The 25441-nt window shown below is 68.8% G+C and carries 22 protein-coding genes; 13 read left to right on the top strand and 9 right to left on the bottom strand.

The window, feature by feature from the left end; translation table 11 throughout:
- Positions 1 to 1089, top strand: a complete 1089-nt coding sequence (locus ACLARN_RS01975) for an ADP-ribosylglycohydrolase family protein (RefSeq protein ID WP_409489551.1) — start codon at positions 1 to 3, stop codon at positions 1087 to 1089.
- 40 nt (positions 1090 to 1129) lie between these two features.
- Positions 1130 to 3055, top strand: a complete 1926-nt coding sequence (locus ACLARN_RS01970) for a TNT domain-containing protein (protein ID WP_409489550.1) — start codon at positions 1130 to 1132, stop codon at positions 3053 to 3055.
- Between the two features lie 51 nt (positions 3056 to 3106).
- Here ACLARN_RS01970 and ACLARN_RS01965 read toward each other — a convergent pair whose 3' ends face one another.
- The 3 genes from ACLARN_RS01965 to ACLARN_RS01955 form a co-directional block, all read right to left on the bottom strand.
- The gene (locus ACLARN_RS01965; RefSeq protein WP_409489549.1) at positions 3107 to 3958 is read right to left on the bottom strand and encodes a class I SAM-dependent methyltransferase; all 852 of its coding nucleotides are present in this window, start codon (positions 3956 to 3958) and stop codon (positions 3107 to 3109) included.
- Positions 3959 to 3974: 16 nt separating this feature from the next.
- Positions 3975 to 5282 (bottom strand): sensor histidine kinase, encoded by a 1308-nt coding sequence (locus tag ACLARN_RS01960; RefSeq protein WP_409489548.1) that lies wholly within the window; start codon positions 5280 to 5282, stop codon positions 3975 to 3977.
- 98 nt (positions 5283 to 5380) lie between these two features.
- Positions 5381 to 6802 carry a CCA tRNA nucleotidyltransferase gene (locus tag ACLARN_RS01955; RefSeq protein WP_409489547.1) on the bottom strand — a complete coding sequence of 474 codons (1422 nt, stop codon included), beginning with the start codon at positions 6800 to 6802 and terminating at the stop codon, positions 5381 to 5383.
- Positions 6803 to 6950: 148 nt separating this feature from the next.
- Here ACLARN_RS01955 and ACLARN_RS01950 point away from each other — a divergent pair, with 148 nt between their 5' ends.
- The 9 genes from ACLARN_RS01950 to ACLARN_RS01910 all read left to right on the top strand — a co-directional run bounded on the left by ACLARN_RS01950 (position 6951) and on the right by ACLARN_RS01910 (position 18364).
- Positions 6951 to 7472, top strand: a complete 522-nt coding sequence (locus ACLARN_RS01950; protein WP_076163842.1) for an NUDIX hydrolase — start codon at positions 6951 to 6953, stop codon at positions 7470 to 7472.
- On the top strand, positions 7473 to 9623 hold the full coding sequence (locus ACLARN_RS01945; protein WP_409489546.1) for a DUF6049 family protein: 2151 nt from the start codon (positions 7473 to 7475) through the stop codon (positions 9621 to 9623).
- Between the two features lie 305 nt (positions 9624 to 9928).
- Positions 9929 to 12076: a murein biosynthesis integral membrane protein MurJ gene (gene murJ, locus ACLARN_RS01940; protein WP_409489641.1), complete on the top strand. Its 2148-nt coding sequence runs from the start codon at positions 9929 to 9931 to the stop codon at positions 12074 to 12076.
- Between the two features lie 121 nt (positions 12077 to 12197).
- Positions 12198 to 13760, top strand: a complete 1563-nt coding sequence (locus tag ACLARN_RS01935; RefSeq protein WP_409489640.1) for a protein kinase family protein — start codon at positions 12198 to 12200, stop codon at positions 13758 to 13760.
- A gap of 200 nt (positions 13761 to 13960) precedes the next feature.
- Positions 13961 to 14620, top strand: a complete 660-nt coding sequence (gene sigM / locus ACLARN_RS01930) for an RNA polymerase sigma factor SigM (RefSeq protein ID WP_037308644.1) — start codon at positions 13961 to 13963, stop codon at positions 14618 to 14620.
- The gene (locus tag ACLARN_RS01925; protein ID WP_409489545.1) at positions 14617 to 15402 is read left to right on the top strand and encodes a hypothetical protein; all 786 of its coding nucleotides are present in this window, start codon (positions 14617 to 14619) and stop codon (positions 15400 to 15402) included. Before sigM ends, ACLARN_RS01925 begins: the two co-directional genes overlap by 4 nt.
- Before the next feature lie 193 nt (positions 15403 to 15595).
- Positions 15596 to 16591, top strand: a complete 996-nt coding sequence (gene trxB / locus ACLARN_RS01920; protein WP_409489544.1) for a thioredoxin-disulfide reductase — start codon at positions 15596 to 15598, stop codon at positions 16589 to 16591.
- Positions 16592 to 16630: 39 nt separating this feature from the next.
- Positions 16631 to 16954: a thioredoxin gene (trxA, locus tag ACLARN_RS01915; RefSeq protein WP_076163850.1), complete on the top strand. Its 324-nt coding sequence runs from the start codon at positions 16631 to 16633 to the stop codon at positions 16952 to 16954.
- Between the two features lie 261 nt (positions 16955 to 17215).
- Complete coding sequence (locus tag ACLARN_RS01910; RefSeq protein ID WP_409489543.1) at positions 17216 to 18364, top strand: N-acetylmuramoyl-L-alanine amidase; 1149 nt, start codon at positions 17216 to 17218, stop codon at positions 18362 to 18364.
- Positions 18365 to 18684: 320 nt separating this feature from the next.
- Here the strand turns inward: ACLARN_RS01910 and ACLARN_RS01905 are convergent, their stop codons facing one another.
- A complete protein-coding gene (locus ACLARN_RS01905) occupies positions 18685 to 19329 on the bottom strand; it encodes a GNAT family N-acetyltransferase (protein WP_143253201.1) in 645 nt (214 codons plus the stop codon).
- A gap of 195 nt (positions 19330 to 19524) precedes the next feature.
- Here ACLARN_RS01905 and ACLARN_RS01900 point away from each other — a divergent pair, with 195 nt between their 5' ends.
- Together ACLARN_RS01900 and ACLARN_RS01895 are read left to right on the top strand one after the other, a co-directional pair.
- The gene (locus tag ACLARN_RS01900) at positions 19525 to 20844 is read left to right on the top strand and encodes a PLP-dependent aminotransferase family protein (RefSeq protein WP_409489542.1); all 1320 of its coding nucleotides are present in this window, start codon (positions 19525 to 19527) and stop codon (positions 20842 to 20844) included.
- A gap of 37 nt (positions 20845 to 20881) precedes the next feature.
- Positions 20882 to 21832 carry a D-alanine--D-alanine ligase gene (locus ACLARN_RS01895; RefSeq protein ID WP_409489541.1) on the top strand — a complete coding sequence of 317 codons (951 nt, stop codon included), beginning with the start codon at positions 20882 to 20884 and terminating at the stop codon, positions 21830 to 21832.
- Positions 21833 to 21879: 47 nt separating this feature from the next.
- Here the strand turns inward: ACLARN_RS01895 and ACLARN_RS01890 are convergent, their stop codons facing one another.
- The 5 genes from ACLARN_RS01890 to rsmG all read right to left on the bottom strand — a co-directional run bounded on the left by ACLARN_RS01890 (position 21880) and on the right by rsmG (position 25346).
- A complete protein-coding gene (locus tag ACLARN_RS01890; protein WP_409489540.1) occupies positions 21880 to 22257 on the bottom strand; it encodes a hypothetical protein in 378 nt (125 codons plus the stop codon).
- Positions 22254 to 22463 (bottom strand): hypothetical protein, encoded by a 210-nt coding sequence (locus ACLARN_RS01885; protein ID WP_409489539.1) that lies wholly within the window; start codon positions 22461 to 22463, stop codon positions 22254 to 22256. The genes ACLARN_RS01890 and ACLARN_RS01885 overlap by 4 nt, the downstream gene beginning before the upstream one ends.
- A 195-nt stretch (positions 22464 to 22658) precedes the next feature.
- Positions 22659 to 23675, bottom strand: coding sequence for a ParB/RepB/Spo0J family partition protein (locus ACLARN_RS01880; protein WP_409489538.1), 1017 nt, complete (start codon positions 23673 to 23675; stop codon positions 22659 to 22661).
- A complete protein-coding gene (locus ACLARN_RS01875) occupies positions 23672 to 24601 on the bottom strand; it encodes a ParA family protein (protein ID WP_409489537.1) in 930 nt (309 codons plus the stop codon). Before ACLARN_RS01875 ends, ACLARN_RS01880 begins: the two co-directional genes overlap by 4 nt.
- 64 nt (positions 24602 to 24665) lie before the next feature.
- Positions 24666 to 25346: a 16S rRNA (guanine(527)-N(7))-methyltransferase RsmG gene (gene rsmG / locus ACLARN_RS01870; protein WP_409489536.1), complete on the bottom strand. Its 681-nt coding sequence runs from the start codon at positions 25344 to 25346 to the stop codon at positions 24666 to 24668.
- Positions 25347 to 25441 lie beyond the last annotated feature (95 nt).

Raw genomic sequence — 25441 nt, 5'->3', positions numbered from 1 at the left:
ATGCGTGAGTGGCTTCAGGACCCGGCGACCAGTTCGCGGCTGCGCGGCAGCCTGTACGCCGGTGCGCTCGGCGACGCGCTCGGCGCGAAGACCGAATTCGATTCGATCGACCGCATCCGGGAGATCGCCGGGCCGGCCGGGATCACCGGCCTCATCCCCGCGTACGGCGGGATCGGGCGGATCACCGACGACACCCAGATGACGCTGTTCACCCTGGAAGGCCTGATCAGGGCCCACGCGGGCGCCGTGCCCGTCGAGCAGTCGCTCCAGATGGCCTACCAGCGCTGGCTGCACACCCAGGGCGTCTCGTGGGAGCGGGCACGCGGCCCGCAGGACACGAGCCTGGAACCGGACGGCTGGCTGATCACGAACCGCGAGCTGTTCAGCCGTCGCGCGCCCGGCCTCACCTGCTTCAGCGAGCTGGAGGCGTACGGCAAGACGGGCGTGCGTGCCGGCATGGACAAACCGGTGAACAACTCGAAGGGCTGTGGCGGCATCATGCGCGCGGCGCCGGTCGCGCTGTGGTCGGACGACCTCGTGGAGGTGTTCCGGCTCGGCGCTGAGAGCGCGGCGCTGACCCATGGTCACCCGAGTGGGTATCTCTCGTCGGGTGCTTTCGCGGTGATCGTGCACGAACTGCTGCGCGGGAAACCACTGCTCGACGCCGTCGCGACCGCCCGTGTCGAACTGGAGAAATACCAGGGTCACGAGGAGCAGAGCGTCGCGCTGGACCAGGCGCTCGCCCTGGCCGAGAAAGGGGCCCCGACGCCGGAGAAGCTCGAGACGCTCGGGCAGGGGAACATCGGCGAAACCGCGCTCTCGATGTCGGTCTACGTGGCACTGGCCACCACAGACCCGAACGTCGCGCTGCTCGCGTCGGTGAACCACAGCGGTGACAGCGACTCGACCGGATCGATCTGCGGGAACCTCGTCGGCGCGATGTACGGGGAGGAAGAACTCGAGACGGACTGGCTGGTGAAGCTGGAACTGAGCCAGGTGATCGGACAGCTGGCGGACGACGCGCTCGCGGAGTTCGGCGGGAACGCACCGGGTGACGACCGGTGGTACGCCCGCTACCCGGCCCACTAGATTTACCTCCGGTTTGGGGAAATTGGGGAGAGGACAAATCGTGCGTTACCGGGTTCAAGCGGCGGAGCGGCCGGATGGCCTGTACGCCGTATGGGGGGAAACCGTCTTCGCGGCCCAGCGGTCGACAGAGGACGGCACACTGCTGCTCATCGCGCCGCCGGGGGAAGCGGCGCCAGAGGGGTTCGACCGCGACTGGAACGGGCGCCCGGCGAGGGTGGTGCTGAATGGCGAGGTCGGCGCGACCTTCAGCCTGCAAACACACGGCCGGTTCGACGACGAGCACTTCCTGATCGCGCCGAACACCGGCGGCGGCGAGCTGACCTTGCGCTGGGCGGGCGAGGACGCGGCCCGCGCGGCCGAACTGGGCCTCACGGACTTCTCGACCGCGGCCGTGCCGTCGCGGCTGACGGCGCTGTGGCAGACCAGGCACGACTTCGTCGAGACATCGGCCGCCCGGCCGGAGAACGGCACTGGCGACCAGCCCCCGCTCCTGCGCGCCATCGGCCGGACGCTGCTGCGGGTGCTGCCGCCGGGCTGGCAGCGGGTCGGCGCGCAGTTCCGGCAGATCGGCGACTACGCCGAACTCGAGGTCCGGTCGGTCGGCGACGAGGGCAACGGCCCGGTTTCGGTGTCGATCGCGGCCCCGCCGGAACTCGGCTCGCTGTTCGCGCGGCTGCGCGCGGCCATGCATCACCCCGAGACCGGCACCTGGTTCCAGGGCACCTTCACGCTGGACTCGGAGTCGCACTTCGACTTCGACTTCGACGCCGAGCAGGAACCGACCTGGCGGCTCGCGCCGAACGAAGGCGGGAAGCCGACGCCACGCGCGTACGCGACCGAGCTCGCGATCTTCCCGCGCGACCACAAGCACGTCCCGGCCTGGCTCGCGGCCAAGGCCGGGCTGCCGCTGGGTGTGGCGTTCCGGCACGCGAAGGTCGTCGACGCGCACAACGAAGGCGAACGACCGGTCGTCAACCGGCCGCCGGTGCCGCCGGACCAGGTCCGCGGCGTGCTGGACTACCTCTTCCGCTCGCCGGTGGCGGTCTCCCGGCCGGGTCCGCAACCCGACATCTTCACCCCGAACGGCCCGCCGGACGTACCGAACGCCTTCCACACCGACGGCGTCTGGATCTGGCCCGCGGCCGTCCCGCACTACCTGCGGAAGTACGGCGTCCCGCCGGAGCCCGAGCTGGTCGAGCACATCCGGGCCACCGGTTTCCGGCCGCCGCTGGTCGGCGAGCTGGTGCGGGCGACCGCCGAAGCGGAGATCGTCGGCAAACCCCGTCCGCCGCAGACCGACGCGGATCTGCCGGACGACAGCGTCCGCACCCGCGTCGAACGCGACGGCGAGCCCGGCCGCGACGTCCGGGCCGGTGACGTGCTGGACGTGCTGTACCAGCGGCTGGCCGAACACGGCATCGCGCCGACGGCCTACCGGATCGGCGCGAACGCGGTACCGGAACCGGGGCTCTGGACCCTGCGCCGCGCCGAGAACGGCTGGGAGGTGTCGCGGCCTCCGGCGGACGAGCCAGTGGCGTTCGCCAAGCTCGAAGAAGCGGCTCGGTTCTTCCTCGGCACCCTGCTGCTCTATCCGGCACGGGCCACGGTGGGCGCGAACGAGGAGGCCGACAACCCGGCCGACTGGCCGATCCTGCCGCTGCGGGGCGAGCCGCCGCTGAACTTCTTCCGCCGCAAGCGGATCATCGTGCTGCCGGCGGGCACCACCGTGCAGCGGTTCGGGAACGAGACCGGCAACCTCGTGCACGCCGAACCCGCGCGGTTCGTCGAGACGTCGCTGGCCGCGGAACGCGAGCGGGAACGCCGCCTGTACCGCGTCCAACGACCGCTGCGCGTGGTCACCGGGATCACCGCGCCATGGAACGGGACACCGGGCGGGGCCGTGGCCTACGTCCTGCCCCGGCCGATCGCCCAGCATCTCGAAACCGGCGCGCTCTCGCGGGTCTGACCCCTCGTGCAAGGACCGCGTTTAGCCCGCTAAACGCGGTCCTTCGCGAACTCAGGACGCGGTGATCAGCACGGCGGGCGACCACCAGTAGTCGGCCAGTGGTTCGATCCGGATGCCGGTGAAACCCGCCTCCTTGAGCTGCGACGCCCAATCGGTGGCGGGCTGCTCCCAGTTCGTCCGGTCCGCCCCCGGTTTGACCAGGCCAAGCAGGATCGGCAGCAGGAACCCCCGCGCCACCAGCGACGCGTTCTTGCCGTACTCCGAGATCCCGCGTTCGTAGCGCGTGACCAGCGAGAGCAGGTACTCGGCGGAGTCTTCGTCGAACTCGGGCACGTCGAACTCGGCGAGCACCAGGCAGTCGGTGCGGGGCCGGAGCGCCCGCAGAACCTCGGTGCGCTCGCCGGTGGGAATCGACTGGAGCGCGAAGGTCGACTGCGTCAGCTGCCACTGCCGGTCGTCGTCGCGGGCGAGGAACTCCTGCGCGGTGGCGTCCCAGGTGTGCAGGCCGTGCGTGCCGTCGAGGTGCTTGCGCGTTTCGGCGAGCAGGGCGCGCGACGGCTCGACGAGGTCGATCCGGCCGGGCTGCCGGTCCGCCTGTTCGAGCGCGGGGACGACGGCGAGCCCGTCGCCGCAACCGAGGTCCAGCAGCGAACCGACACTGCCGTAACGCTTGGCGAGCATCGCGCTGAGCTGCCGATACAGCTTGACGTTCCCGCCACCGCGGATGAACGCCGTGAACGCGGTCGGCTGGTCGTAGACATCTCCACCGCCGCCTTCGGTCAGGTACCGGTGCAGTTCGATGCCGAGCGTGGATCCGGCACGCTCGGCGAGGTCCGCTGCCTTGGCCTGGTCGCCGTCGCGGTACGCGGTGAGCGCTTCGGCCAGGACGTCCGTTTTCTTCATGTTCTCCTGTTTACCGTCAGAACGGCACCCAGAGGGTGACTCTGGTGCCATTGCCCGGAGCGGACTCCACCCTCGCGGTCCCGCCGACCTCGTTCAGCCGGGCGGTGATGGACTCGCTGATCCCGAAACCGGCGGGCCGGGAGTCGAGGCTGAAGCCCGCGCCGTGATCGCGGGTGATCACCGTGATACCGCCGTCCTGCTCTTCGACGCGTACGACGACCTTGTCCGTCCCGGCGTGCTTGAGGGTGTTCCGCAGGGACTCGCGGACGGCATCGCGGATGGCGATCTGCCGGACCTCCGAGAGGGTGTCGTCGTCGAGTTCGGCGATCACGAGCTGGGCGCGCAGCCCGTCCCGCGCCATTTCCGCCGCCAGCGACGCGAGCTTCTCGCCCAGCGGCCGCGACCCGGCCTCCGACCGTTCCGAAGCCTCGTTCTCGATCGTCCGCCGCAGCTCCATCGACTGCGCCCGCGCCAGCCGCTGCACCTCGGCGAGCCGCTTCGCCGGGTCACCCTTGTTGGCCAGCGCGATCGCTTCGAGGGTCTGCAATACGGAGTCGTGCAGCACCCGATGCTGGCGGGCGCGTTCGGCGATCCGGCCGTTGCGGATGCCGTACGCGAGGGCGAGCCGGGTGCCGAGCCCGACCAGGACGAGCGCGCCGGTCGCGGTGAAGAGCACGCCGAGGATCGACGGGAAGGTGGCCATGGCGTCGCCGGGCGCGGCCTTGCCGGTGCCGAGCAGGGACGCGAGCATCCGGACCGGGAAGCTGGCGAGCGCCAGCCCCACCGCGGCGGGCATCCCCAGCGCCAGCGCCAGCAACGCGACCTCGCCGAGCAGGTGCTTCCCGGGCACCGCCATCGCTTCGGTGAACACCGAAGCCGGCACGAGCGCGCCGACGGCCAGCGGCGCGAGCAGCGTGAACACCAGATCGAGGGCCAGCAACCGGACGGCGCGATGCGGCCGGAACGGCGCCGTACGCAGCATCCACCGGATCCCGTACAGCGACAGCGCGACCGAGCCGAGCGCCACCAGCCCGACCGGGCCGATCCCGATCATGCCGTGCGTGGAGACGTAGACCCCGAACACGCCGGGCACCGCGAAGAGCCGGTAGACCAAAGGAACGAGTGCGACATAACGGGCGGCTCGCAACAGGAGATTGTCGCGATAGGTCGTGTCGACGGGCCCGGACATCTTTTGGATCCGCCGCAACGCGCGCATCGGCGTCGGATCGCCGACCTCGTCGGACAGCTCGCTCGTCGCGGTGGCCAGCGCGGGCGCGCCGCGACGCAGCAACGTCACCAGAAAACTGGGCGGCCGCTTCGCCATGGAATTTCCCCCTGCCCGGAGCACCGGCGCGAGTATGTCGGCTAACGGCACAACGAGCCAGGGCCCAAGGGAGTTATCTCAAGAGATGACGGGGAACGTCAGCCGCCGATACCGTTCTCGGCAGCCCACTTCTTCAGCTCGGCCACCGCGTCGTCGTGCTCCAGCGGACCGCGGTCGAGCCGCAGTTCCTTCAGGTACTTCCACGCCTTCCCGACGTCCGGCCCCGGCTTGAGGTCGAGGATCCGCATGATCTCCTCGCCGTCGAGGTCCGGCCGGACCCGGTCGAGGTCCTCCTGCGCCTGGATCGTTTCGATCCGCCGCTCGAGGTCGTCGTAGGTCGCTTGCAGCGCGGCCGCCTTCTTCCGGTTGCGCGTGGTGCAATCGGCGCGCACCAGCTTGTGCAGCCGGGGCAGCAGGTCACCGGCGTCGGTGACGTAGCGCCGCACCGCCGAATCCGTCCACTCGCCCTTGCCGTACCCGTGGAACCGCAGGTGCAGGAACACTAGCTGGCTGACGTCCTGGACGATCTCCTTCGAGAACTTCAGGGCACGCAAACGCTTGCGGGCCATCTTCGCGCCGACGACCTCATGGTGGTGGAAGCTCACGCCGCCACCGGGCTGGAATTCCCGCGTCGCGGGCTTGCCGACGTCGTGCAGCAGCGCCGCGAGCCGCAGGATCAGGTCCGGCTTCGACGTCGGTTCGTGGGACTTCTCCAGGTCGATCGCCTGCGCGAGCACGGTCAGCGAGTGCTGGTAGACGTCCTTGTGCTGGTGGTGCTCGTCGATCGCCAGCCGCATTCCGGGCACCTCGGGCAGCACCCGGTCGGCGAGCCGGGTGTCGACCAGCAGCTCGATACCGGGCCGGGGGTCGTCCGCGAGCAGCAGCTTCGACAGCTCGGCCTGGACGCGCTCGGCGGTGATCCGGTCGATCTCCTCGGCCATCGACGTCATCGCGTCGATCACCCGCGGCGCCGCGGTGAACCCGAGCTGCGCGGAGAACCGCGCGGCCCGCAGCATGCGCAGCGGGTCGTCGGCGAAGGACTCCTGCGGGGTCGCGGGTGTGTCGAGCACCCGGTCCTGCAACGCCTGGAGCCCGCCGTACGGGTCGACGAAGGACTGGTTCGCCAGGTCGATCGCCATCGCGTTGACCGTGAAGTCGCGGCGGAGCAGGTCGCCCTCGATGCTGTCGCCGAAGGTGACCTCGGGGTTGCGGCCGACGCGGTCGTAGCTGTCAGCGCGGAACGTGGTGATCTCCAGGGTCATGCCCTGTTTGGTCACGCCGACCGTGCCGAACGCGATGCCGACGTCCCACACCGCGTCGCCCCAGGCGCTGACGATCTTGAGCACCTGGTCCGGCCGCGCGTCGGTGGTGAAGTCGAGGTCGCTCGAGAGCCTGTCGAGCATCATGTCGCGGACGCTCCCGCCGACCAGGTACAGGCGGTAGCCCGCCTTGGCGAAGAGCTTCGCGAGTTCGTCCGCCAGCGGGGAGATGCGCATCAGCTCCGTCACAGCGTTCTGCATCGCAGTGCTCTTCCCCGCAATCGCCTGCCCGGCGACCACCTTGTTCACGACAATCCCACCACGATTTGGATGTACTTACTACGACCCTGCCCAACACGGGCACGGAGAGCCAGCGTACCCGTACCGCCGTTTGCTCTAGCATCGCAGCATGTCTGGATCAGCCGGCCGCTCCGGCGCTTCGAAGCCGGGCCGCCGGCGGAGGCGCAGGCGGGGGCGGCGGCTGACCACGGTCGACGAAACGTCGGCCGGTGGACTCGTCGTCGACGTCGAACGGGCCAACGCCGCGCTGATCGGACGGCTCGACAGGCACGGCAGACTGCTGTGGTCGCTGCCGAAGGGCCACATCGAGGACGGTGAAACGCATGCGCAGACCGCGGTGCGCGAGGTGAAGGAGGAGACCGGCATCTCCGCGCGGGTCCTCGAACCCCTCGGCACCATCGACTACTGGTTCGTGGCCGAGCGACGACGGGTGCACAAAACGGTGCACCATTTCATCCTGGAATACATCGGCGGCGAACTTTCGGACGAAGATGTCGAGGTGACCGAGGTCGCCTGGGTCCCGCTCGCCGACCTCGAGACCACCCTCGCCTACTCCGACGAGCGCAAGCTGGTCCGGAAGGCCAAAGAACTCTTCGCGCAGCAACGCCCAGACCGCCGAGGGAGCACCTGAGTGAAGCGGCTTGCCGCCACTGTCCTGTCGATCCTGTTCCTGGCTCTGCCCGCGTTGTTCGGCGCGGTCGCGCAGGCACAGGAGCAGCCCCGGCTGCGCGTGGACCTCGATCAGCTGAATCCCCGCGTCATCACTTCGACCTCGACGTCGCTCACCGTCACCGGCCGCGTCACCAACATCGGCGACCGGCCGATCGGCAAGCTGAGCGTCCGGCTGCAACTGGGCACCCGGTTGCAGAGCGAGCAGCAGATCGGCGACGTACTCGCCGGCGGCAAGTTCAAGGACCTCGCGACCACCGAGTTCGTCGACCTCGAACCGGACGCGCTGGAGGCGGGGAAGAGCGCGGGGCTGAACTTGACCGTCCCGCTCGGCCAGTCCTCGAAGTTTCAGTTCCTCCGGCCAGGGGTGTACCCGCTGCTGGTCAACGTCAACGGCACCCCGGAGTTCGGCGGGCCGGAACGGCTCGCCGCGGTCAGCCTGCTGATGCCGGTGCTCGGCGTCCCCGGCAAGGCGCCCGTGTCACGTCCGCCGTCGCCGCCGTCGGCGAGCCTGCTGTGGCCGATCGCGAACAGCACCGTGCACGTCGTCTCGTCCCCGCTCGGCGGCCCGCTGACCCTGTCCGACGAGCGGCTGGCCGGCGAACTGAGCCCCGGCGGGCGGCTGGACTCGCTGGTCGCGGCCGCGCGGACGGCCGAGGCCGACACGAAGGTCTCGTCGTCGTTGTGCCTGGCCATCGACCCCGACCTGGTCGCGACCGTGGACGGGATGGCCCGCGGCTATCAGGTCGCCACCGGCGGCGGTCCCGTCGCGGGCAAGGGCGTCGAGAGCGCCAGGAACTGGCTCGGCCAGCTGAAGGCGCTGGTCGCGGGCCGGTGCGTGGTCACCCTCCCGTTCGCCGACGCCGACCTCACCGCGCTGACGAAGGTCCGTGCCGGTGACGCCACCGACACCGCGCTCATGGCCAGTGCGCTCGGCGGCGCGGCGACGATCAAGAACCTGCTCGGCATCCAGCCGCAGGACGGCGTGCTGTGGCCCGGCGGCGCCCTCGACTCGCAGACCGTCGAAGCGATCGGCAAGGCGGGCGTCAAGACCGTGCTGACCGACTCGGGCAAGCTCCAGTCCGATGCCCCGCTTTCGGGTGGGGTTTCGATCGAGGGGACGAACCTCCGCGCGCAGCCGATCGACACGCTGATCGCCTCCGCGCTGAACGGCTCCGGGGGCACCCAGAACGGGCTCGGCGCGATCGCCTTCCGTGCCGGGCTCGGCGGGCAGACCGCGGGGCAGGAGCGTGCACAGCTGCTGATCGCGCCGCCGCGGCACTGGGACCCGACCGGTCCCGACCTCACCACGTTCCTGGAGCAGATGGGCGACTTCTACGCCGCCGGCCTCGTCAAGTCGACGCCGCTGCCCGATCTGCTCGGTGAGAGCCCGTCCGGGACCGCGTCGGTCAACTACGACCCGCAGGACGTTTCGGCCGCGACCGGCGGCGACGTCACCGCGAAGATGTCCCAGATCGACAACGAGACGCTGGGCCTGTCGTCGGCGATGACGATGGATGCCACCAAACGAGTGAATCCGGCCGACGTGGTCGCGCCTGTCCGGCTCGCCCTCATCCGGGCCGCCTCGACCTCGTGGCGCGGCGCGGACGCCGAGACCGTCACCGGCAACGCCCGCGGTGACCTCGAGGCGATCCGCGGCCAGGTGACCGTGGAACGGCCGAAGCAGACGATCGCGCTGGCTTCCGGCGCGTCACCGCTGCCGGCGTACATCACCAACGGCCTGCCGGTCGGCGTCAACGTCCGCACCGTGCTGAAGAACAACGTGGGCCTGCGCCCCACCGAAGCGGTCCCGGAGCGGACCGTCCCGGCCAACGGCGCGGTCAACCAACTGCTCCCGGTCGAGGCGCTTCGAGCGGGCCGGTTCAGCGTCGACGTGTCCCTGACCACGCCCGACGGGACCAAACTCGGCACCGACGCGCGGTTCGAGCTGACCTCCACGGAGTACGGCGCGATCACCATCATCATCACCATCACCGCGGCCGGCGCGTTGCTGCTGCTCTCGTCACGCCGGATCTACCGGAGGATCAAGGACGCACGTGCCACTCGGACGGACGAAACCACCCCACGTGTGACCGAGGACGCACAGGTTTAAGTGTTTCCGGCCGTCGCCGATTACCCTGGGTGGAACGATGCCGCCGGGCATCACGTAGTCGAGCACCGAGGATTGGGCGCACGTTGGAAAGAGAGCCGGGTGTACCGCCCGAGCGTGCAGGCCGTCCCCGGCGCGAAGGTACTCCGCCACCCCCCCGTCGCACGGATGGCCCAGCGCGTCGTCCGGAACGGTCAGGACGCCCTGAACGCGCGGAACGCCGTCAGCCGCCACCGCAGCAGGTCCCCCCGCCCGAACGCGGCGAGCGGCCGCGGCGAGCGGTGCCGCCTCCCGCTCAGCAGCCGCCGGTGGACCGCCGCCGTCAGCGGGCCGCCGGCCGTCCCGACGACGAGACGCGGCGGCTGAGGCCACCGCCGAACCAGGCAGCGCCGCCCCAGGCACCGCCGAACCAGGCACCGCCGCGGAAGGTGCCTCCGCCCGTCGTACCCCCGGCGCAGTCGACGCCACCTCCACCGACCCGTCGTCAGCAGGTTCCGCCTCCGCAGGGGCAACCGCTGCCGCAGCCGTCCCAGAACCCGCCGCAGAATCCGCCGCCGCGCCGTCCGACAGCGCCACAGACACCGCAGGCGCTCAATCAGACACCGCCCCCGCCGCATCGCGGGCGCCGCCAGCCGCCACCGGTCCGCCCGTGGCAGCAGGATCCGCGCGACGAACCCGATGCGACGCGGTTCATCCCGCGCACACCCGGCGTCCCGATGGGCTCGCGCTGGCCGGTCGCCGACCCCGACGTCCTCCGCCCGTACGACCAGCTCGCCACGCAGGTCATGCCCGCGATCAAGGACGCGCCGCTGGTCAAACCGCGGCCGGGGGAGACCGGCGAACAGGACGTCGCCGCCCCGGCGAAGGCACCGTCGATCGCGAAGTCCAGCGGCCGGATGGCGATCGCCTCGCTGATCAGCCGGATCACCGGCTTCGCGTGGAAGCTGCTGCTGGTCGCGGCCATCGGCGCGAAGGTCGAGAACGACTCGTTCAACGTCGCCAACACGATGCCGAACATCATCTTCGAACTGCTGATGGGCGGCGTGCTCTCCAGTCTTGTGGTCCCGCTGCTCGTGCGGTCGCAGGACGACAAGGACGGCGGCGAGGCCTACACGCAGCGGCTGGTCACGGTGGCGGGCACGCTGCTCGTCGTCGGGACGGCGATCGCGGTCTTCGCGGCGCCGCTGATCACCAAGCTCTACGTCGACGACAAAGGCCAGGCGAATCCCGACCTGGTCACCGCGTTCGCGTACCTGCTGCTGCCGCAGATCTTCTTCTACGGCGTGTTCGCGCTGCTCTCGGCGGTGCTGAACGCGAAGAACATCTTCGGCCCGACGGCGTGGGCGCCGGTGATCAACAACCTGGTCGTCGTCTTCACCATCCTCGTGGTCTGGATCATGCCGGGGAACATCGCGACCGATCCCGTGTCGATCACCGACCCGAAGCTGCTCACGCTGGGTTTGGGCGTGACCTTCGGCATCGTGGCGCAGTCGATCCTGCTGATCCCGCCGCTGCTGCGGTCCGGATTCAAGTTCAAGTGGCGCTGGGGCATCGACAAGCGCATGAAGGAGTTCGGCGGGCTCGCGCTCTGGACCGTCGGCTACGTCGCGGTCAGCCAGGTCGGCTACACGATCACGACCCGCGTACTGACCAGCGGTTCGCAAGGCGGTGTGACCGCGTACGCCAACGCGTGGTTGCTCTTCCAGCTGCCGTACGGCGTCATCGGGGTGTCGCTGCTGACCGCGATCATGCCGAGGATGAGCCGCGCGGCCGCGGACGGCGACCACAAGAAGCTGATCGGCGACCTCTCCTACGCGTCCCGGATCTCGACGGTGATGCTCGTGCCGATCTCCGCGGTGATGACCGTGGTGGGCGGTTCGGTCGGTATCGCGCTGTTCAGCAGTGTCGGCAAGGGCACGGTCGAAGACGCGGCGCGGATGGGCGAGGCGCTGGCGATCAGCGCGTTCGCGCTGCTGCCGTACGCGCTGGTCATGCTGCAGATGCGGGTGTTCTACGCGATGAAGGACGCGCGGACGCCGGTGCTGATCATGATCGTGATGACCGTGGTCAAGGTGCCGCTGCTCTACCTGTGCCCCGCGCTGCTGTCGCCGGACAACATCGTGCTCGGCGTGATGATGGTCAACGGCCTCACGTTCGTCGTCGGCGCGATCCTCGGCCAGGTTTGGCTGTGGGTGACCCTCGGAAATCTCCGGAGCAAGCGGATTCTCGGGGTGATCCTCTTCACGGTCGTCGCGAGTGTGCTCGGCGTCGGCGCGGCCTGGCTCGCCGGGCAGGTCGTCCCTGACTCGTTCGGGCCTACTTTCCATGCCTGGGTGAAACTTCTCCTGCAGACGGCGGTCGGGATCGTGGTGTCGTTCGGCGTGCTCATGGCCCTGAAAGTCGAGGAACTGAAGCCCGCCACGACCAGGATCACCCGGTTGATCAAGCGCGGATAACGATTCACGCACGGATGGCGCGCGTTCACGCGTCGTATTCTGGGTACCCTCGGTGCGGGAGCTACGCGGGAGAGTTGCGGTGGATACGAGACGGAGCGAACAGGCAGGGGAGGCGAGCCAGGTGGGCATCCGGGCCCAAGGCGGGTCGCTGGCACCTGGCCGGGTCGTCGGAGACGGCCGGTATCGCCTGCTCGCACAGTTCGGGGTGGACGAACGGGCCGCCGCGCACCTTTGGCGTGCCCGCGATGGGCAGCTGAAGCGGGATGTGGCGTTGACGCTGCTGGTCGGCGACCCGGCGGACGCGGAAGCCGCGAGGCTCGCGCGCCGGACGCTGGAGCGTGCCGCGCACGCCTCCAAGTTCGGCCATGGCGGTGTCGCGCGCGTCCTCGACGTGCTGAGCCTCGGCAGCGGCGTCACCTCGAGCGAAGGACTGCTCGGTGTCGTCGTGGCGGAATGGACCAAGGGCAGCGACCTGGTCGATCTGGTGGCGCAGCGCCCGGTGGCGCCCGCCGCGGCGGCCAGGATGGTGCAGGCACTGGCGGAAGCCGTCGACCACGCCCACCAGAACGGCCTCGTGCTCGGCCTCGACCATCCGCAGCGCCTGCGGCTCACCCCGGACGGCGCGCTGAAGCTCGCCTTCCCGGGCCCACTGCCCGAAGCGACCCTTCGCGACGACGTCAAGGCGCTCGGCGCGGTCCTGTACCTGCTGCTGACCGGCCGCTGGGCCCTTCCCGGCGGGCCGGCCGCGATCCCGGCGGCGCCGCACGCGCCGACCGGCCGCGTCATCCCGCCGCGTTCGCTGGTCCCAACGGTCCCGGTCGAACTGTCGTCACTCGCCGTCCGCACCATCGAGGACGGCGGCCACGGCGGGATCCGCACCAGCGCGGCCATCCTGCGCGTGCTGGACCAGGTCGCCGAAGCCGAGGAACGCACCCAGCTGATCAAGGCCGTCGGCGAGGAAGAAGCCCCCGCCGAGGCGGACGGCACGGTCTGGACGACGAAGAAGCCGGTCAAGGACGTCGCGCGGCGTAAGAAGCTGGCGTTCGGCGTGACCGTGCTGGTCGTCGCGACCGTGGTCATCCTGGCCTGGGGCGGGATGATGCTGATCAACCTGTTCCAGGGCGAATCGAAGTCCAGCGGTCCGCAGATCAACGTCGCCGCGCCGTCGTCCTCGCAGGCTCCGCCGCCTTCGGGCCAGCAACCCCCGCCTGCCCAGCAGCCACCCTCGTCTCCCGCCCTGGGAGCCGCGGTGAAGCCGTCGGCCGTCGCGGTGTTCAACCCGGGCAGCAAGGGCGACAGCCCCGGCCGCGCCAAGAACGCGAACGACGGCGATCCGGGCACCTCCTGGAAGACCGACGAGTACGACAAGCAGTTCCCGGTCCTCAAGGACGGTGTCGGGCTGGTCGTGACCTTCAAGGACCCGATCAACCTCAGCCAGCTCAAGATCGACGCGGGAAGCCCCGGCTCGAAGGTCGAGATCCGCTCCGCCGACAAGAAGAACCCGAAGCTCGACGAGACGAAGGTCGTCGGCGGCGGGGACCTGGCGGCGGGGGAATCGACCATCGCGTTGCAGCAGCCGCAACAGGGTCAGTACTTCATCATCTGGATCACTCAGCTGGGTGAAGACGAGGACGGCAAGTTCATCACCGAACTCAAAGAGCTGACCTTCCTGCCTGCGGGGTGACCTCGAACACCGGGTCAGTGCCTTCGAGGCGCGCTCTCGGATCGGCGTCGCCGGGCCGTGGTTTTCGATCCATCTCGCGACCGCGGGACGGCGGCCCGCCGCCACCGATCCGAGCCTCCGGCGAAGACGCGCGCGCGTATCGTCACCCGGCCGCGCACGTCGCGTTCGAGTGACCCGTCCCTGTCAGTAGGCTCTCCCGGGTGACAGCTGCAGCTCCCACGGACGCGGATCTCATAGCGGCGCACGCCGCTGGTGACCCGCACGCGTTCAGTGAACTGGTCCAGCGACATCGGGATCGCATGTGGGCGGTCGCCCTGCGCACCGTGCGTGATCCGGAAGAAGCCGCGGACGCCCTCCAGGACGCCTTCATCTCCGCGTTCCGCGCGGCGGGCAACTTCAGGGCCGAATCGCAAGTCACGACGTGGCTGCACCGCATCGTCGTGAACGCGTGCCTCGACCGCATCCGGCGGGGCAAGGCAAGACCGACCGTTCCGCTGCCCGAGACCGGGCAGTTCAACGAGCCCGCCTCCCCGCGCGACTCGATGTCCGAGCGCGAGACGAGCCTCGTGGTCAAGGAAGCCCTCGACCAGCTTCCCGAAGAGCAACGTGCCCCGATCGTGTTGGTCGACGTCGAGGGATACTCCGTCGCTGAGACGGCGAAGATGCTCGGCATCGCCGAGGGCACGGTGAAGAGCAGGTGTGCCCGGGGTCGCGGAAAGCTCGCGAAGGTTCTCGGACATCTGCGGAACCCCGATGCTATTGCGAACGTCCCAACTCACGAAAGCAAACGAGAGCGCGCCACCCCGCAACGGGGTGCCAGGCGGCCTCAGGGCACGCCGGGTGACGGGGAGGGACGATGACAGACGAGAGCAGGGGGATCGGTGGGACCGTCGGTCCGCCGTGGTCTGTCGATGTGCTCGCCGACCTGCACGCAGGGGTGCTGGACGAGCGAGAGGCGGCCGAACTCTGGCCGTTGGTGAACGCCGACCCCGAAGCACTGGCGATCATCGAAGCACTTGAAGCGACCACGGCCGACCTCGCGGAACTCGCGAACGAGCCGGTCGCACCGATGCCGGCGGAGTTCGCCGCCCGGATCGACGCGGCACTGGCCGCCGAGATGCGAACGTCGCCTGCGTTTCAAGGCGCACCTGAAGGGCAGCAGGCGCAGGTCGCCCCGGTGGTGGACCTCGCGGCCGCACGGCAACGGCGGAACAAGCGGATCGGCTGGGGCGCCGGGATAGCGACCGTGGCCGCGGCGGCCATCGCCGCCGTCGCGATCGTCGTCCCCACCACGCAGCAGTCGACGCCGGGCGGCGTCGCGCAGCCCCCGCCCGCACCCACCGGCCCTTCGGTCGGTGGAGACGGCGACGGGGCCGAAGCGCTCGTCGGCAAGGCCGTCGGCGTCCGCGACTTCGGCTCACTGCAGACCGAAGAGCGGCTCGACGCTTGTGTCGCCGCCGCCGGACTGGACCCCGACGTGCGGCCGGAAGGCATCCGGCCGGTGAACGTCGCGGGCAAGGACGGCGTGATGGTGATCTACACCACAGGCAAGCTCGCCCAGTTCCGCATCGTCGCCTTCGGTGCCGACTGCGGCCAGGGCAACGCGTCGGTCCTCTTCGACAAGATCATCGGACCGAAGTAGCAGCAGCGGCAGGAAAGGTCCCCCTGCTGCCTCCGGCCGCTAGTAAAGGTCCCTTGCTTCCCCCGCCGGGGAGCAAGGGACCTTTACTATCGCCGCCGCAAGGCAGGAGAAGTAGCGCCGGTCACCCCGGGAACACCGGCACCTACGATCGTGTTGAGCCTGGTGAACAGGTCACTACGAGCGGAGGTCACGGGTGGCTGCCGAGGAGATCAGGAACCTGATCGTTGTTGGGTCGGGTCCTGCGGGGTACACCGCCGCTGTCTACGCGGCACGAGCGCAGCTCGAACCGTTGGTGTTCGAGGGCACTCAGTTCGGCGGTGCGTTGATGACGACGACGGAGGTCGAGAACTTCCCCGGCTTCCGCGAAGGCATCCAGGGTCCCGACCTCATGGAAGAGATGCGCGAGCAGGCCAAGCGTTTCGGCGCCGACCTGCGCCAGGAGGACGTCGAGTCCGTGGAGCTGACCGGTGACGTCAAGTACGTCGTCGCGAACGGCAAGCGCTACGCGGCCCGCGCGGTCGTGCTCTCGATGGGCGCCGCGGCGCGTTATCTGAACGTCCCGGGTGAGCAGGAACTGCTCGGCCGCGGTGTTTCGGCCTGCGCCACCTGCGACGGCTTCTTCTTCCGCGACCACGACATCGTGGTCGCCGGCGGCGGCGACTCCGCGATGGAGGAGGCGACCTTCCTGACGAAGTTCGCCAAGTCCGTCACGATCGTCCACCGTCGCGAGGAGTTCCGCGCCTCCAAGATCATGCTGGAGCGCGCCCGCGACAACGAGAAGATCAAGTGGGCGCTCAACAAGCAGATCACCGGGGTCGAGGGTGAGGGCAAGGTCGAGGGCCTGAAGCTCAAGGACACGGTGACCGGCGAGGAGTCCCAGCTGGACGTGACCGGGTTCTTCGTCGCCATCGGTCACGACCCGCGCAGCGAACTGGTGCGCGGTCAGGTGGACCTCGACGAGGACGGCTACGTGCTCACCAAGGGCCGGACCTCGTACACGAACCTTCCCGGCGTCTTCGCGGCGGGCGACCTGGTCGACCGCACCTATCGACAGGCGATCACCGCCGCCGGCTCGGGCTGTGCCGCGGCGATCGACGCGGAACGATGGCTGGCGGAACACGCCGGTGTCGAGACCGCGCAGGAGACCCCCGAGCTGGTCGGTGGCGGCTACGGCGCCACCACCAACTGACTTTCACAGCACCCAGTTCACCACCCAGGAGGAGACACCATGGCCAACACCGTGACAGTGACCGACAAGAGCTTCGTCGACGACGTGCTGACGAGTGAGAAGCCCGTACTGGTCGACTTCTGGGCGACCTGGTGCGGCCCGTGCAAGATGGTCGCCCCGGTCCTCGAGGAGATCGCGGCGGAGAACGGCGAAAAGCTGACCATCGCGAAGCTCGACATCGACGCCAACCCGAACACTGCGCGTGACTACCAGGTGATGTCGATCCCGACGCTGATCCTGTTCCAGGGCGGCAAGCCGGTGAAGCAGATCGTCGGCGCCAAGCCGAAGGCCGCGCTGCTCTCAGACCTCGCCGACGTCCTCTGATCTCGCGTTTCACCTGCCGAAACCCGGGGCCTGCCCAGGCTCCGGGTTTCGTCGTTCAGCGGAGCGGGTATCTCTGACCGTTACGGGAACACGATCATGGCGCCTGGAAGGGTTCCTCGAACGGGGACTTGACGCACCGACCGGGCCTCCGCGCTCACCGAGAGTTCACAGGGCACAATAGAGCACCGGGGTCCGCCCCGCAGAGTTTTCAAGTCGTGCATCGAGCTCGCTTCGGTGCCCCAAAGGAAGAGCGAGGAGTGCATGCGGGTACTCCGCCGCGGTGACGCCGGACCGGACGTCGCCGAGATCAGGTCCACGCTGGCGGCGATGGAGCTGCTCCCGCCGGTGACCGAATCCGGGGAGTACGAGGTCTACGACACGGCGATGGAACATGCCGTGCGAGCGTTCCAGCAGCGCCGTGGGCTCATCACCGACGGTCTGGTGGGTCCTGCGACCTACCAGGCACTTCGTGGCGCCGGCTATCACCTCGGCAGCCGCCCGCTGACTTACATGTTCTCCGCGCCCATGCAGGGCGACGATGTCTTCGCGCTCCAAGAGCGGCTGACGGAACTCGGCTTCGACGCCGGCCGCCCGGACGGGCACTTCGGCGCCCAGACCGAACGCGCGCTCAAGACCTTCCAGCGCGACATGCGCCTGGTCGCCGACGGCATGTGCGGTCCGGCCACCATCCGCGAACTGCACCGGCTCTCCTCGCCGCGCGCCCGCGGCGGCCGCCCCGTCTTCCTGCGCGAGCAGGAGCAGGTGCGCCAGGCGGGCCCGCGGCTGCGCGGCAAGCGCATCGTGATCGACCCTGGCCACGGCGGCGAAGACCTCGGTGTCGTCGCCGGTGACCTGCGTGAAGCGGACATCGCCTGGGATCTGGCGCGACGGCTCGAAGGCCGGATGCAGGCCACGGGTATGGAGGCGCTGATCTCGCGCGGGCCGAACCAGAGCCCCACCGAGGGCGAGCGTGCCAAGTTCGCGAACGAAGCGGGCGCCGACCTGTTCCTTTCGCTGCACAACGACAGGAATCCCTCGCCCAAGGCGCAGGGTGTCGCGAGCTTCCACTTCGGCACCGGCAACGGCACCACGTCGACCGTCGGTGAGCTGCTGGCCGGCTTCATCCAGCGCGAGCTGGCCGCCCGGACCGGCCTGCGCGACTGCCGCACGCACTACAAGACCTGGGAGATCTTCACCCGCACGCGCTGCCCGGCGGTGCGGATCGAGATCGGTTACCTGACCAACCCGGAAGACAGCGCCAAACTGGCCGACCCGGCTTTCCGCGACATCGTCGCCGAAGGCATCCTGGTCGCCGTGAAACGCCTGTACCTCCTCGGCGAAGGGGACCAGCCGACCGGCACGTTCACCTTCGCGGACGTCCTGGCCCACGAACTCGCCAAAGCGGAGTAGCCAGTCCTCCACACCCGCACGCGGGCGCACATCCCCCTGCCGACACGCTCGGCACAACCGGTTGTGTGCCCCCTCGCCCGACCACGCCACCCCTAGCTCCACCCGGCGCGCAGCCCCCACCCTTCCCGGGGGGCGTCCCCAGGTCCAGCCTACCCATCCACAGATTTTCCACCGCTCCTAGCAGCGATCTGTGGATAACTCGGCGGGTTACCCACAGCTGCCCCCAAGGTGGGGGATGGCTGCTGCGCGCACCCGAAAACTCTGCTAGAGGCGTGAGATGAAGGCGTCCTTCAGTGCGAAATTCGCTACGAAGGGAAAGATCAGGCGCGGCCCATGCTCGGCTCGGCGGTCGTGATGGAGACCTGGCCGAGCAGCCGCTCGAGGGCCGCCTCCACGTCTTCCTTCCACGAGATCGCCGACCGCAGTTCCAGCCGCAGCCGCGGCCACCTCGGATGGGGTCGCACGGTCTTGAACCCGACACTTTGCAGGAACGCGGCGGGCAGCACGCAGCTGTGCCCGCCGTCCGGATCGGTCTCGTCGGGCTTCGCGTCCCCGAAGGCCTCGATCGCGCGGACACCGCGTTTGGTCAGATCCTTCGCGACGGCCTGCACCAGCATCCGGCCGAGCCCGCCGCCCTGGAATTCCGGGAGGATCTGGAAGGCGGTCAGCAGCACCGCGTCCGGCCCGGGCGGCGAAGTGGGGAAAGCCAGCGAACGCGGCACGGCGTTCGGCGGCGCGTAGAGCACGAAGCCGACAGGCAAGGTGTCGCTGTAGACGATCCGGCCGCAGGAGCCCCATTCCAGCAGAACGCTGGAGACCCAGGCTTCCTTTTCGACCTCTGTCGCGCCGTACTCCTCGGCCTGCGCCTTCATATGCGGCGCCAGCTCCCAGTACACGCAGCGACGGCAGCTCTTCGGCAGATGCTCCAGGTTGTCCAGGGTTACGCCCACGACGCGACGCGACACCGGCAAACCTCCCTGAAACGACGACACCGACTCAGCCCTGTCCCGAGCAGGGCTCGCTGAAGGGGTCCTGACCGAGGATAGGCCGATGTGATGAACACCGGAAGGCCAGGGCCCCTCAAGGGAGGGTGGTTACACTCGATGGAACTACCAGTCGGTAGCCGCTATGTCCACTTCGAAGCACGGGTGAAGCGCCTGATGACCGAGAATCGCCCTGTCCGGCCGCAGACCGGCCGTCACAACCTCGACCCGCATCTCGACCGCTACGCCGCGCGTACGGCCGGAATGACTGCTTCCGAGATCAGGGCCTTGTTCGCGGTAGCCAGTCGCCCCGAGGTGGTTTCCCTCGCCGGCGGGATGCCGAACCTCGCCGCGCTCCCGCTCGACACGTTGTCCGCGCAGGTCGGCGAGCTCATCGCGCAGGACGGCCTGGTCGCGCTCCAGTACGGTTCCGCGCACGGCGTCCCGGCGCTGCGCGAGCAGATCTGCGAGATCATGGCGCTCGAGGGCATCAAGGCCCACCCGGACGACGTCGTCGTGACGGTCGGCTCCCAGATGGGGCTCGACATGGTCACCCGGCTGTTCTGCGACCCTGGCGACGTCATCATCGCCGAGGGTCCGTCGTACGTCGGTGCGCTCGGTTCCTTCGCCGCGTACCAGGCGAACGTCGTCCACGTCGCGATGGACGACCACGGTCTGGTCCCCGAGGGGCTGCGCGCCGCGCTCGCGGAGACCAAGAAGACGGGCCAGCGGGTCAAGTTCCTCTACACGATCCCGAACTTCCACAATCCCGGCGGCGTCACGCTGGCCGTCGAGCGCCGCGCGGAGATCGTCGAGATCTGCCGCGAACACGACATCCTCATCGTCGAAGACAACCCGTACGGTCTGCTCGGCTTCGGCGGACAGACGTACCCGGCGCTCCGCTCGATCGACCCCGACAACGTCGTGTACCTGGGTTCTTTCTCGAAGACCTTCGCCTCCGGACTGCGAGTCGGCTGGGTGCTCGCGCCGCACGCCGTCCGAGAGAAACTCGTGCTAGCGGCCGAGTCCGCGACGCTTTGCCCGCCGACGCTTAACCAGTTGATCGTGTCGCGATACCTCGCAACTCACGACTGGATGGGTCAGATCAAGACCTTCCGCGAGAACTACCGGGAGCGCCGGGACGCGATCCTGTCCGCGCTCGAACAGCACATGCCCGCCGGGTGCAGCTGGACCAAACCCGACGGCGGTTTCTACGTCTGGATGACCGTCCCCGAAGGCGTGGACACGAAGGCGATGCTGCCGAGGGCGGTCACCGCCCGGGTCGCGTACGCCTCCGGAACCGGTTTCTACGCCGACGGCTTCGGCAGCAGACAGCTGCGCCTTTCCTACTGTTACCCGACGCCCGAGCGGATCCGCGAAGGTGTCCGGCGGCTCGCCGCGGTGCTCGAGTCCGAAATGGACCTCGCGCGTACCTTCGGTAACGTGAGCCCACGCTCGATCTCGGGGCCGCAGAACCCCTCTCCGGACACGGTCTGATCGACCGGACGTCCCCATAGACACAAAGGAGTCCTCGGTGGTCGACCGCACCGTTGCCGTACTCGCAGGCGGACTTTCCCACGAACGCGATGTCTCTCTCCGCTCCGGACGGCGGCTCTCGGTCGCGCTGCGGGCGGAGGGGCTCATCGTCGAGGAGTGGGACACCGACGCGGGCCTGCTCGAACGTCTTCGCACCCAGCGCCCCGACGCGGCCATCATCGCCCTTCACGGTGGCGAGGGGGAGAACGGCGCGGTGCAGACGGTGCTGGAAATGCTCGACGTGCCCTACGTCGGCACCAGTTCGCAGGGCTGCCGCCGCGCGTGGGACAAGCCGACGGCCAAGGCGCTGGTCGCCAACGCGGGCTTCACCACGCCGGACTGGGTCGTGCTGCCGCACAGCACCTTCCGTGAACTCGGCGCGCAGGCAGTGCTGGACGCGATGGTCGAGACACTGGGCCTGCCCCTGATCCTCAAGCCCGACCAGGGTGGTTCGGCACTGGGCGCCCAGGTCGTCAAGGAGGCCGCGGAGATGCCCGCCGCGATGGTCGGCTGCTTCGCGTACGGGGACACCGTGCTCGCCGAGAAGTTCGTGACCGGTGTCGAAGTGGCCGTGACGGTCATCGAAGGCTCCGAGGGGCCCGAGGCCCTGCCCGCGGTCGAGATCGTGCCGGAGAGCGGCGTGTACGACTACACCGCTCGCTACACCGCCGGACTGACCGATTTCTTCACTCCGGCGCGGATCTCCGACGACGCCGCCAAGGCGGTCAGCGAACTGGCCGTCGCGGTGCACCGTCAACTTGGACTTCGCGACATCTCGCGCACCGACGCCGTGATCACCGAGGACGGCACGGTTTACTTCCTCGCGGTGAACCCGTCACCGGGCCTCACCGAGACGTCGATCGTGCCCATGGCGATCGAGGCCGGTGGCGCCACCCTCGGATCGGTCTTCGCCGACCTCGTCGGGCGAGCGGTTTCCCGTAAGAGCTGACCTGAAAGCGAAGAAGGGGACTTGCCCACGCGGGCGAGTCCCCTTTCTCATTTCCGGGCCACGACGACAACTTGATACTCGTCCTCGTAGATGACCAGCCCGGGACTCACCGACCGGACGGTCTCGCAAGGGACCTCGTGCGTCTCCAGAATCGACAGGTAGCCGTCGACCCGCTCGATGAAGACGTGGGCCGTCGCCTTGAACCACGCCGAGGCCCCGGGATTCACCTCCGCGTCGTAGACGCTCGGATCGATGTGTGCGGGGTTGATGAAGTTCGCGTCGTACCAGTCGTTGTTCGCCCGGCGGAAGGCTTCCTGTTCGGCAGTGAGGCGACCTGCGCGAGCGAGACCGTTGACGAGACCGAAGACGCCGGTGAAGGTTCCCCGCTCATTGCGGGTCGGGCTCTGGAAGCGGACGAAGGTCATCGCCGAGGCCAACCACGCACCCAGGCCAGCAGATCTTCATCGCGCAAGGATTCGATCACGACGTCGGCAGGAAAGTCCTGATGCTTCGGCGCGGCCACCTCGTCGGCGGCAAGTTTCACGGGAAACATCTCCGAAAGCCCGCCCCGAACGAGAGCCGCGTCCAGAAGGGCTCGGGGCGAGTTCACCAACCTCAGCAACTCGTCCACACGAACAACTCGGTCTCTGCCACCGACCAACACGGCTCGGTGTCCATGAGCAATCCGTCGCAGTCGAGGACCACCGCGCGCGGATCTCGACCGCCGAAGAGCCCCTTCACACTTGCCCCCAGTTCAAGCACTCAGCGTGAGTGAATCATCAGCACTCAGCAATCGTCACCGTGACAAAACGACCTGGGGTGATCCCTAATCGGTTTCACGTGTCTGATTTGCCTGATTTTCGTCCATGAGTGCCACGATGCGTTCAAGATCGTCCACCGACCCGAATTCGAGGGTGATCCGGCCTTTGCGGCGGCCCAAGTCGACCTTCACCCGGGTGTCGAACCGGTCCGAAAGCCGGTTCGCCAGTTCTTGGAGACCGGGCGCTTGGATCGGCTTGCGGGGAGCGGGCTTCGGTTTGGCCGGCTTCTCGCTCTTCTTGAGCGTGACGGCTTCCTCGGTCGCGCGGACCGACATGCCCTCCGCGACGATTCGCGCGGCCAGCTCTTCCTGAGCGTCGGCGTCCTCGAGAGAGAGCAGCGCCCGCGCGTGTCCCGCCGAAAGCACCCCTGCCGCGACCCGTCGCTGGACCGCGAGGGGGAGTTTGAGCAAGCGGATCGTGTTCGTGATGACCGGGCGGCTGCGCCCGATCCGGCCTGCCAGCTCCTCGTGCGTGACCGCGAACTCGTCGAGCAGCTGCTGATACGCGGCCGCCTCCTCCAGGGGGTTGAGCTGAACGCGGTGGATGTTCTCGAGCAGTGCGTCACGCAGCATCGCCTCGTCGGCGGTCTGGCGGACGATCGCCGGGATCGCCTCCAGCTCCGCCAGCTGCGACGCGCGCAGGCGCCGCTCGCCCATGACGAGTTCGTACTCGTCGGTCCCGAGTTCACGGACCACGATGGGCTGCATGAGCCCGAACTCGCGGATCGAGTGCTCCAGCTCGCTGAGCGCGTCTTCGTCGAAGACCTGCCGCGGCTGCTTCGGGTTCGGCTTGATCTGGCTGATCGGCACCTCGCGGTAGACCGCACCGGCCACCGCTCCGCCGAGCGAACCGGCCGCACCGTTGGCCGCGAACCAGCCCTTGTCGTCCGGCCCTGCCGGGCCGGTCGGAGGAGCGGGGGCCGCGGCGGAACCGTTCTCCGCCGGGGCAGCAGAGCCCGGTGGCGGACCGGTGGGGATCAGGGCGGCGAGCCCGCGCCCGAGCCCCCCTCTGCGCTCGCTCATGCCGTACCGCTCCTTTCTTTCATCTCCGCCCCACGCTGGGCGATCTCCTTCGCCGCGTCCACGTAGCTCATCGCGCCCCGGGAACCCGGGTCGTACGCGAGGACCGTCTGCCCGTATCCAGGCGCCTCGGAGACCTTCACACTGCGCGGGATCACCGTCTTGAGAACAGTGTCCCCGAAGTGGTTCCGGACCTCGTTCGTCACCTGATCGGCCAGCTTCGTCCGGCCGTCGTACATGGTGAGCAGGATCGTCGAGACGCTGAGTTCGCGGTTCAGATGCTTCTGGACGAGCTCGATGTTGCTCAGCAGCTGCCCCAGACCTTCGAGCGCGTAGTACTCGCACTGGATCGGGATCAGCACCTCCTGCGCGGCGACCATCGCGTTGACGGTCAGCAGACCGAGCGAAGGCGGGCAGTCGATGAAGACGTAGTCGACGCCGATCTCGTCGAGGACCTCGGCTGAGAGCGCCTCCTTGAGCCGCATCTCGCGCGACGCCATCGACACGAGTTCGATCTCGGCGCCTGCCAGATCGATGGTCGCGGGCACGCAGTAGAGGTTCTCCGACTGCTCGCTCTGCGCGGCCGCCTCGGCGAGCGTGACCTCACCGATCAGCACCTCGTAGATCGACGGCGTACCGGAGCGGTGGTCGATGTCGAGCGCCGTACTGGCGTTGCCCTGAGGGTCGAGGTCGATCACGAGTGTCTTGAGCCCGTGGACGGCCAGGGCGGCGGCGAGGTTCACCGTGCTCGTGGTCTTGCCGACGCCGCCCTTCTGGTTGGCGACCGTCAGCACACGCCGACGGTTCGGGCGGGGGAGTGCCCCCTTCTTGGGGTGCAGCACGCTGGCTGCCCGGACGGCCTCTTCAGCGATCGGCGTCCAGCCGATCTCGTTGCCAGTGCCCGCAGGGTCGGACGGTGGGGGAGTCACCGGTCTCGAGCCTCCTCTGTATTAGACGTTGGAGTCGTTCTGCGATGTTTCACGTGGAACTGGTCTAGCTTCGCTTGCCGCGCGATCGAGTCGGTTTCGGAGGCAGGCGGTGGATTACGACGACCGTGCTGGGAACCTCAAGCACCTTGGTGCCGCACTCGAAGACTTCTGGCTCGCCACCGCCGGCCTTCCGGACGGCGACGCGATCGCGTTCGATTTCCTCTCCGGCGCTCGCTCCTTTGAGGGCGACCAGAGTGCCTTGGGAACGCACGAGCGGGAGGCACCAGTTCGCGAGCCGGGCCAAGGGAGCGACCGCCCGGGCGGTGACGACATCCGCGCCACCGAGCTCCTCGCGTACCTGCCGCTCTTCCGCGCGCCCGCGGACAACGGTGATGGGGAGTTCCAGCTTCTCGACAACCTCGGCCAGCCAGTCGACCCGGCGGGCCATCGGTTCGAGCAGAACGATATCGAGGTCCGGTCGGCTGATCGCGAGCGGTACACCCGGAAGCCCCGCGCCCGACCCGACGTCGACCACACGGGCGCCGTCGGGGATCCGCTCGCCGATCACAGCGGAGTTCAAGACGTGTCGTTCCCAGAGCCGGTCGACCTCACGGGGACCGATGAGCCCGCGCTCGACGCCGTGGCGCTCGAGGAGTTCGACATAGCCGGCGGCTTGCTCGACGCGGTCTCCGAACACTTCCGACGCCGCACTCCGTACCGATGCGGCGACCCCGTCCAAGCCCACTCTTGCTCCTCAACCCTCGACGCCGTTTCACGTGAAACGCGCTCCACTGATTGTCCATGACGCTGACCGCAAAGCGGGGAGACAGACCGAAGTTG

The organism is Amycolatopsis sp. cmx-11-12, from assembly GCF_046269425.1.
Lineage (GTDB): Bacteria > Actinomycetota > Actinomycetes > Mycobacteriales > Pseudonocardiaceae > Amycolatopsis.
This window is presented reverse-complemented; position numbering and strand designations above follow the sequence as displayed.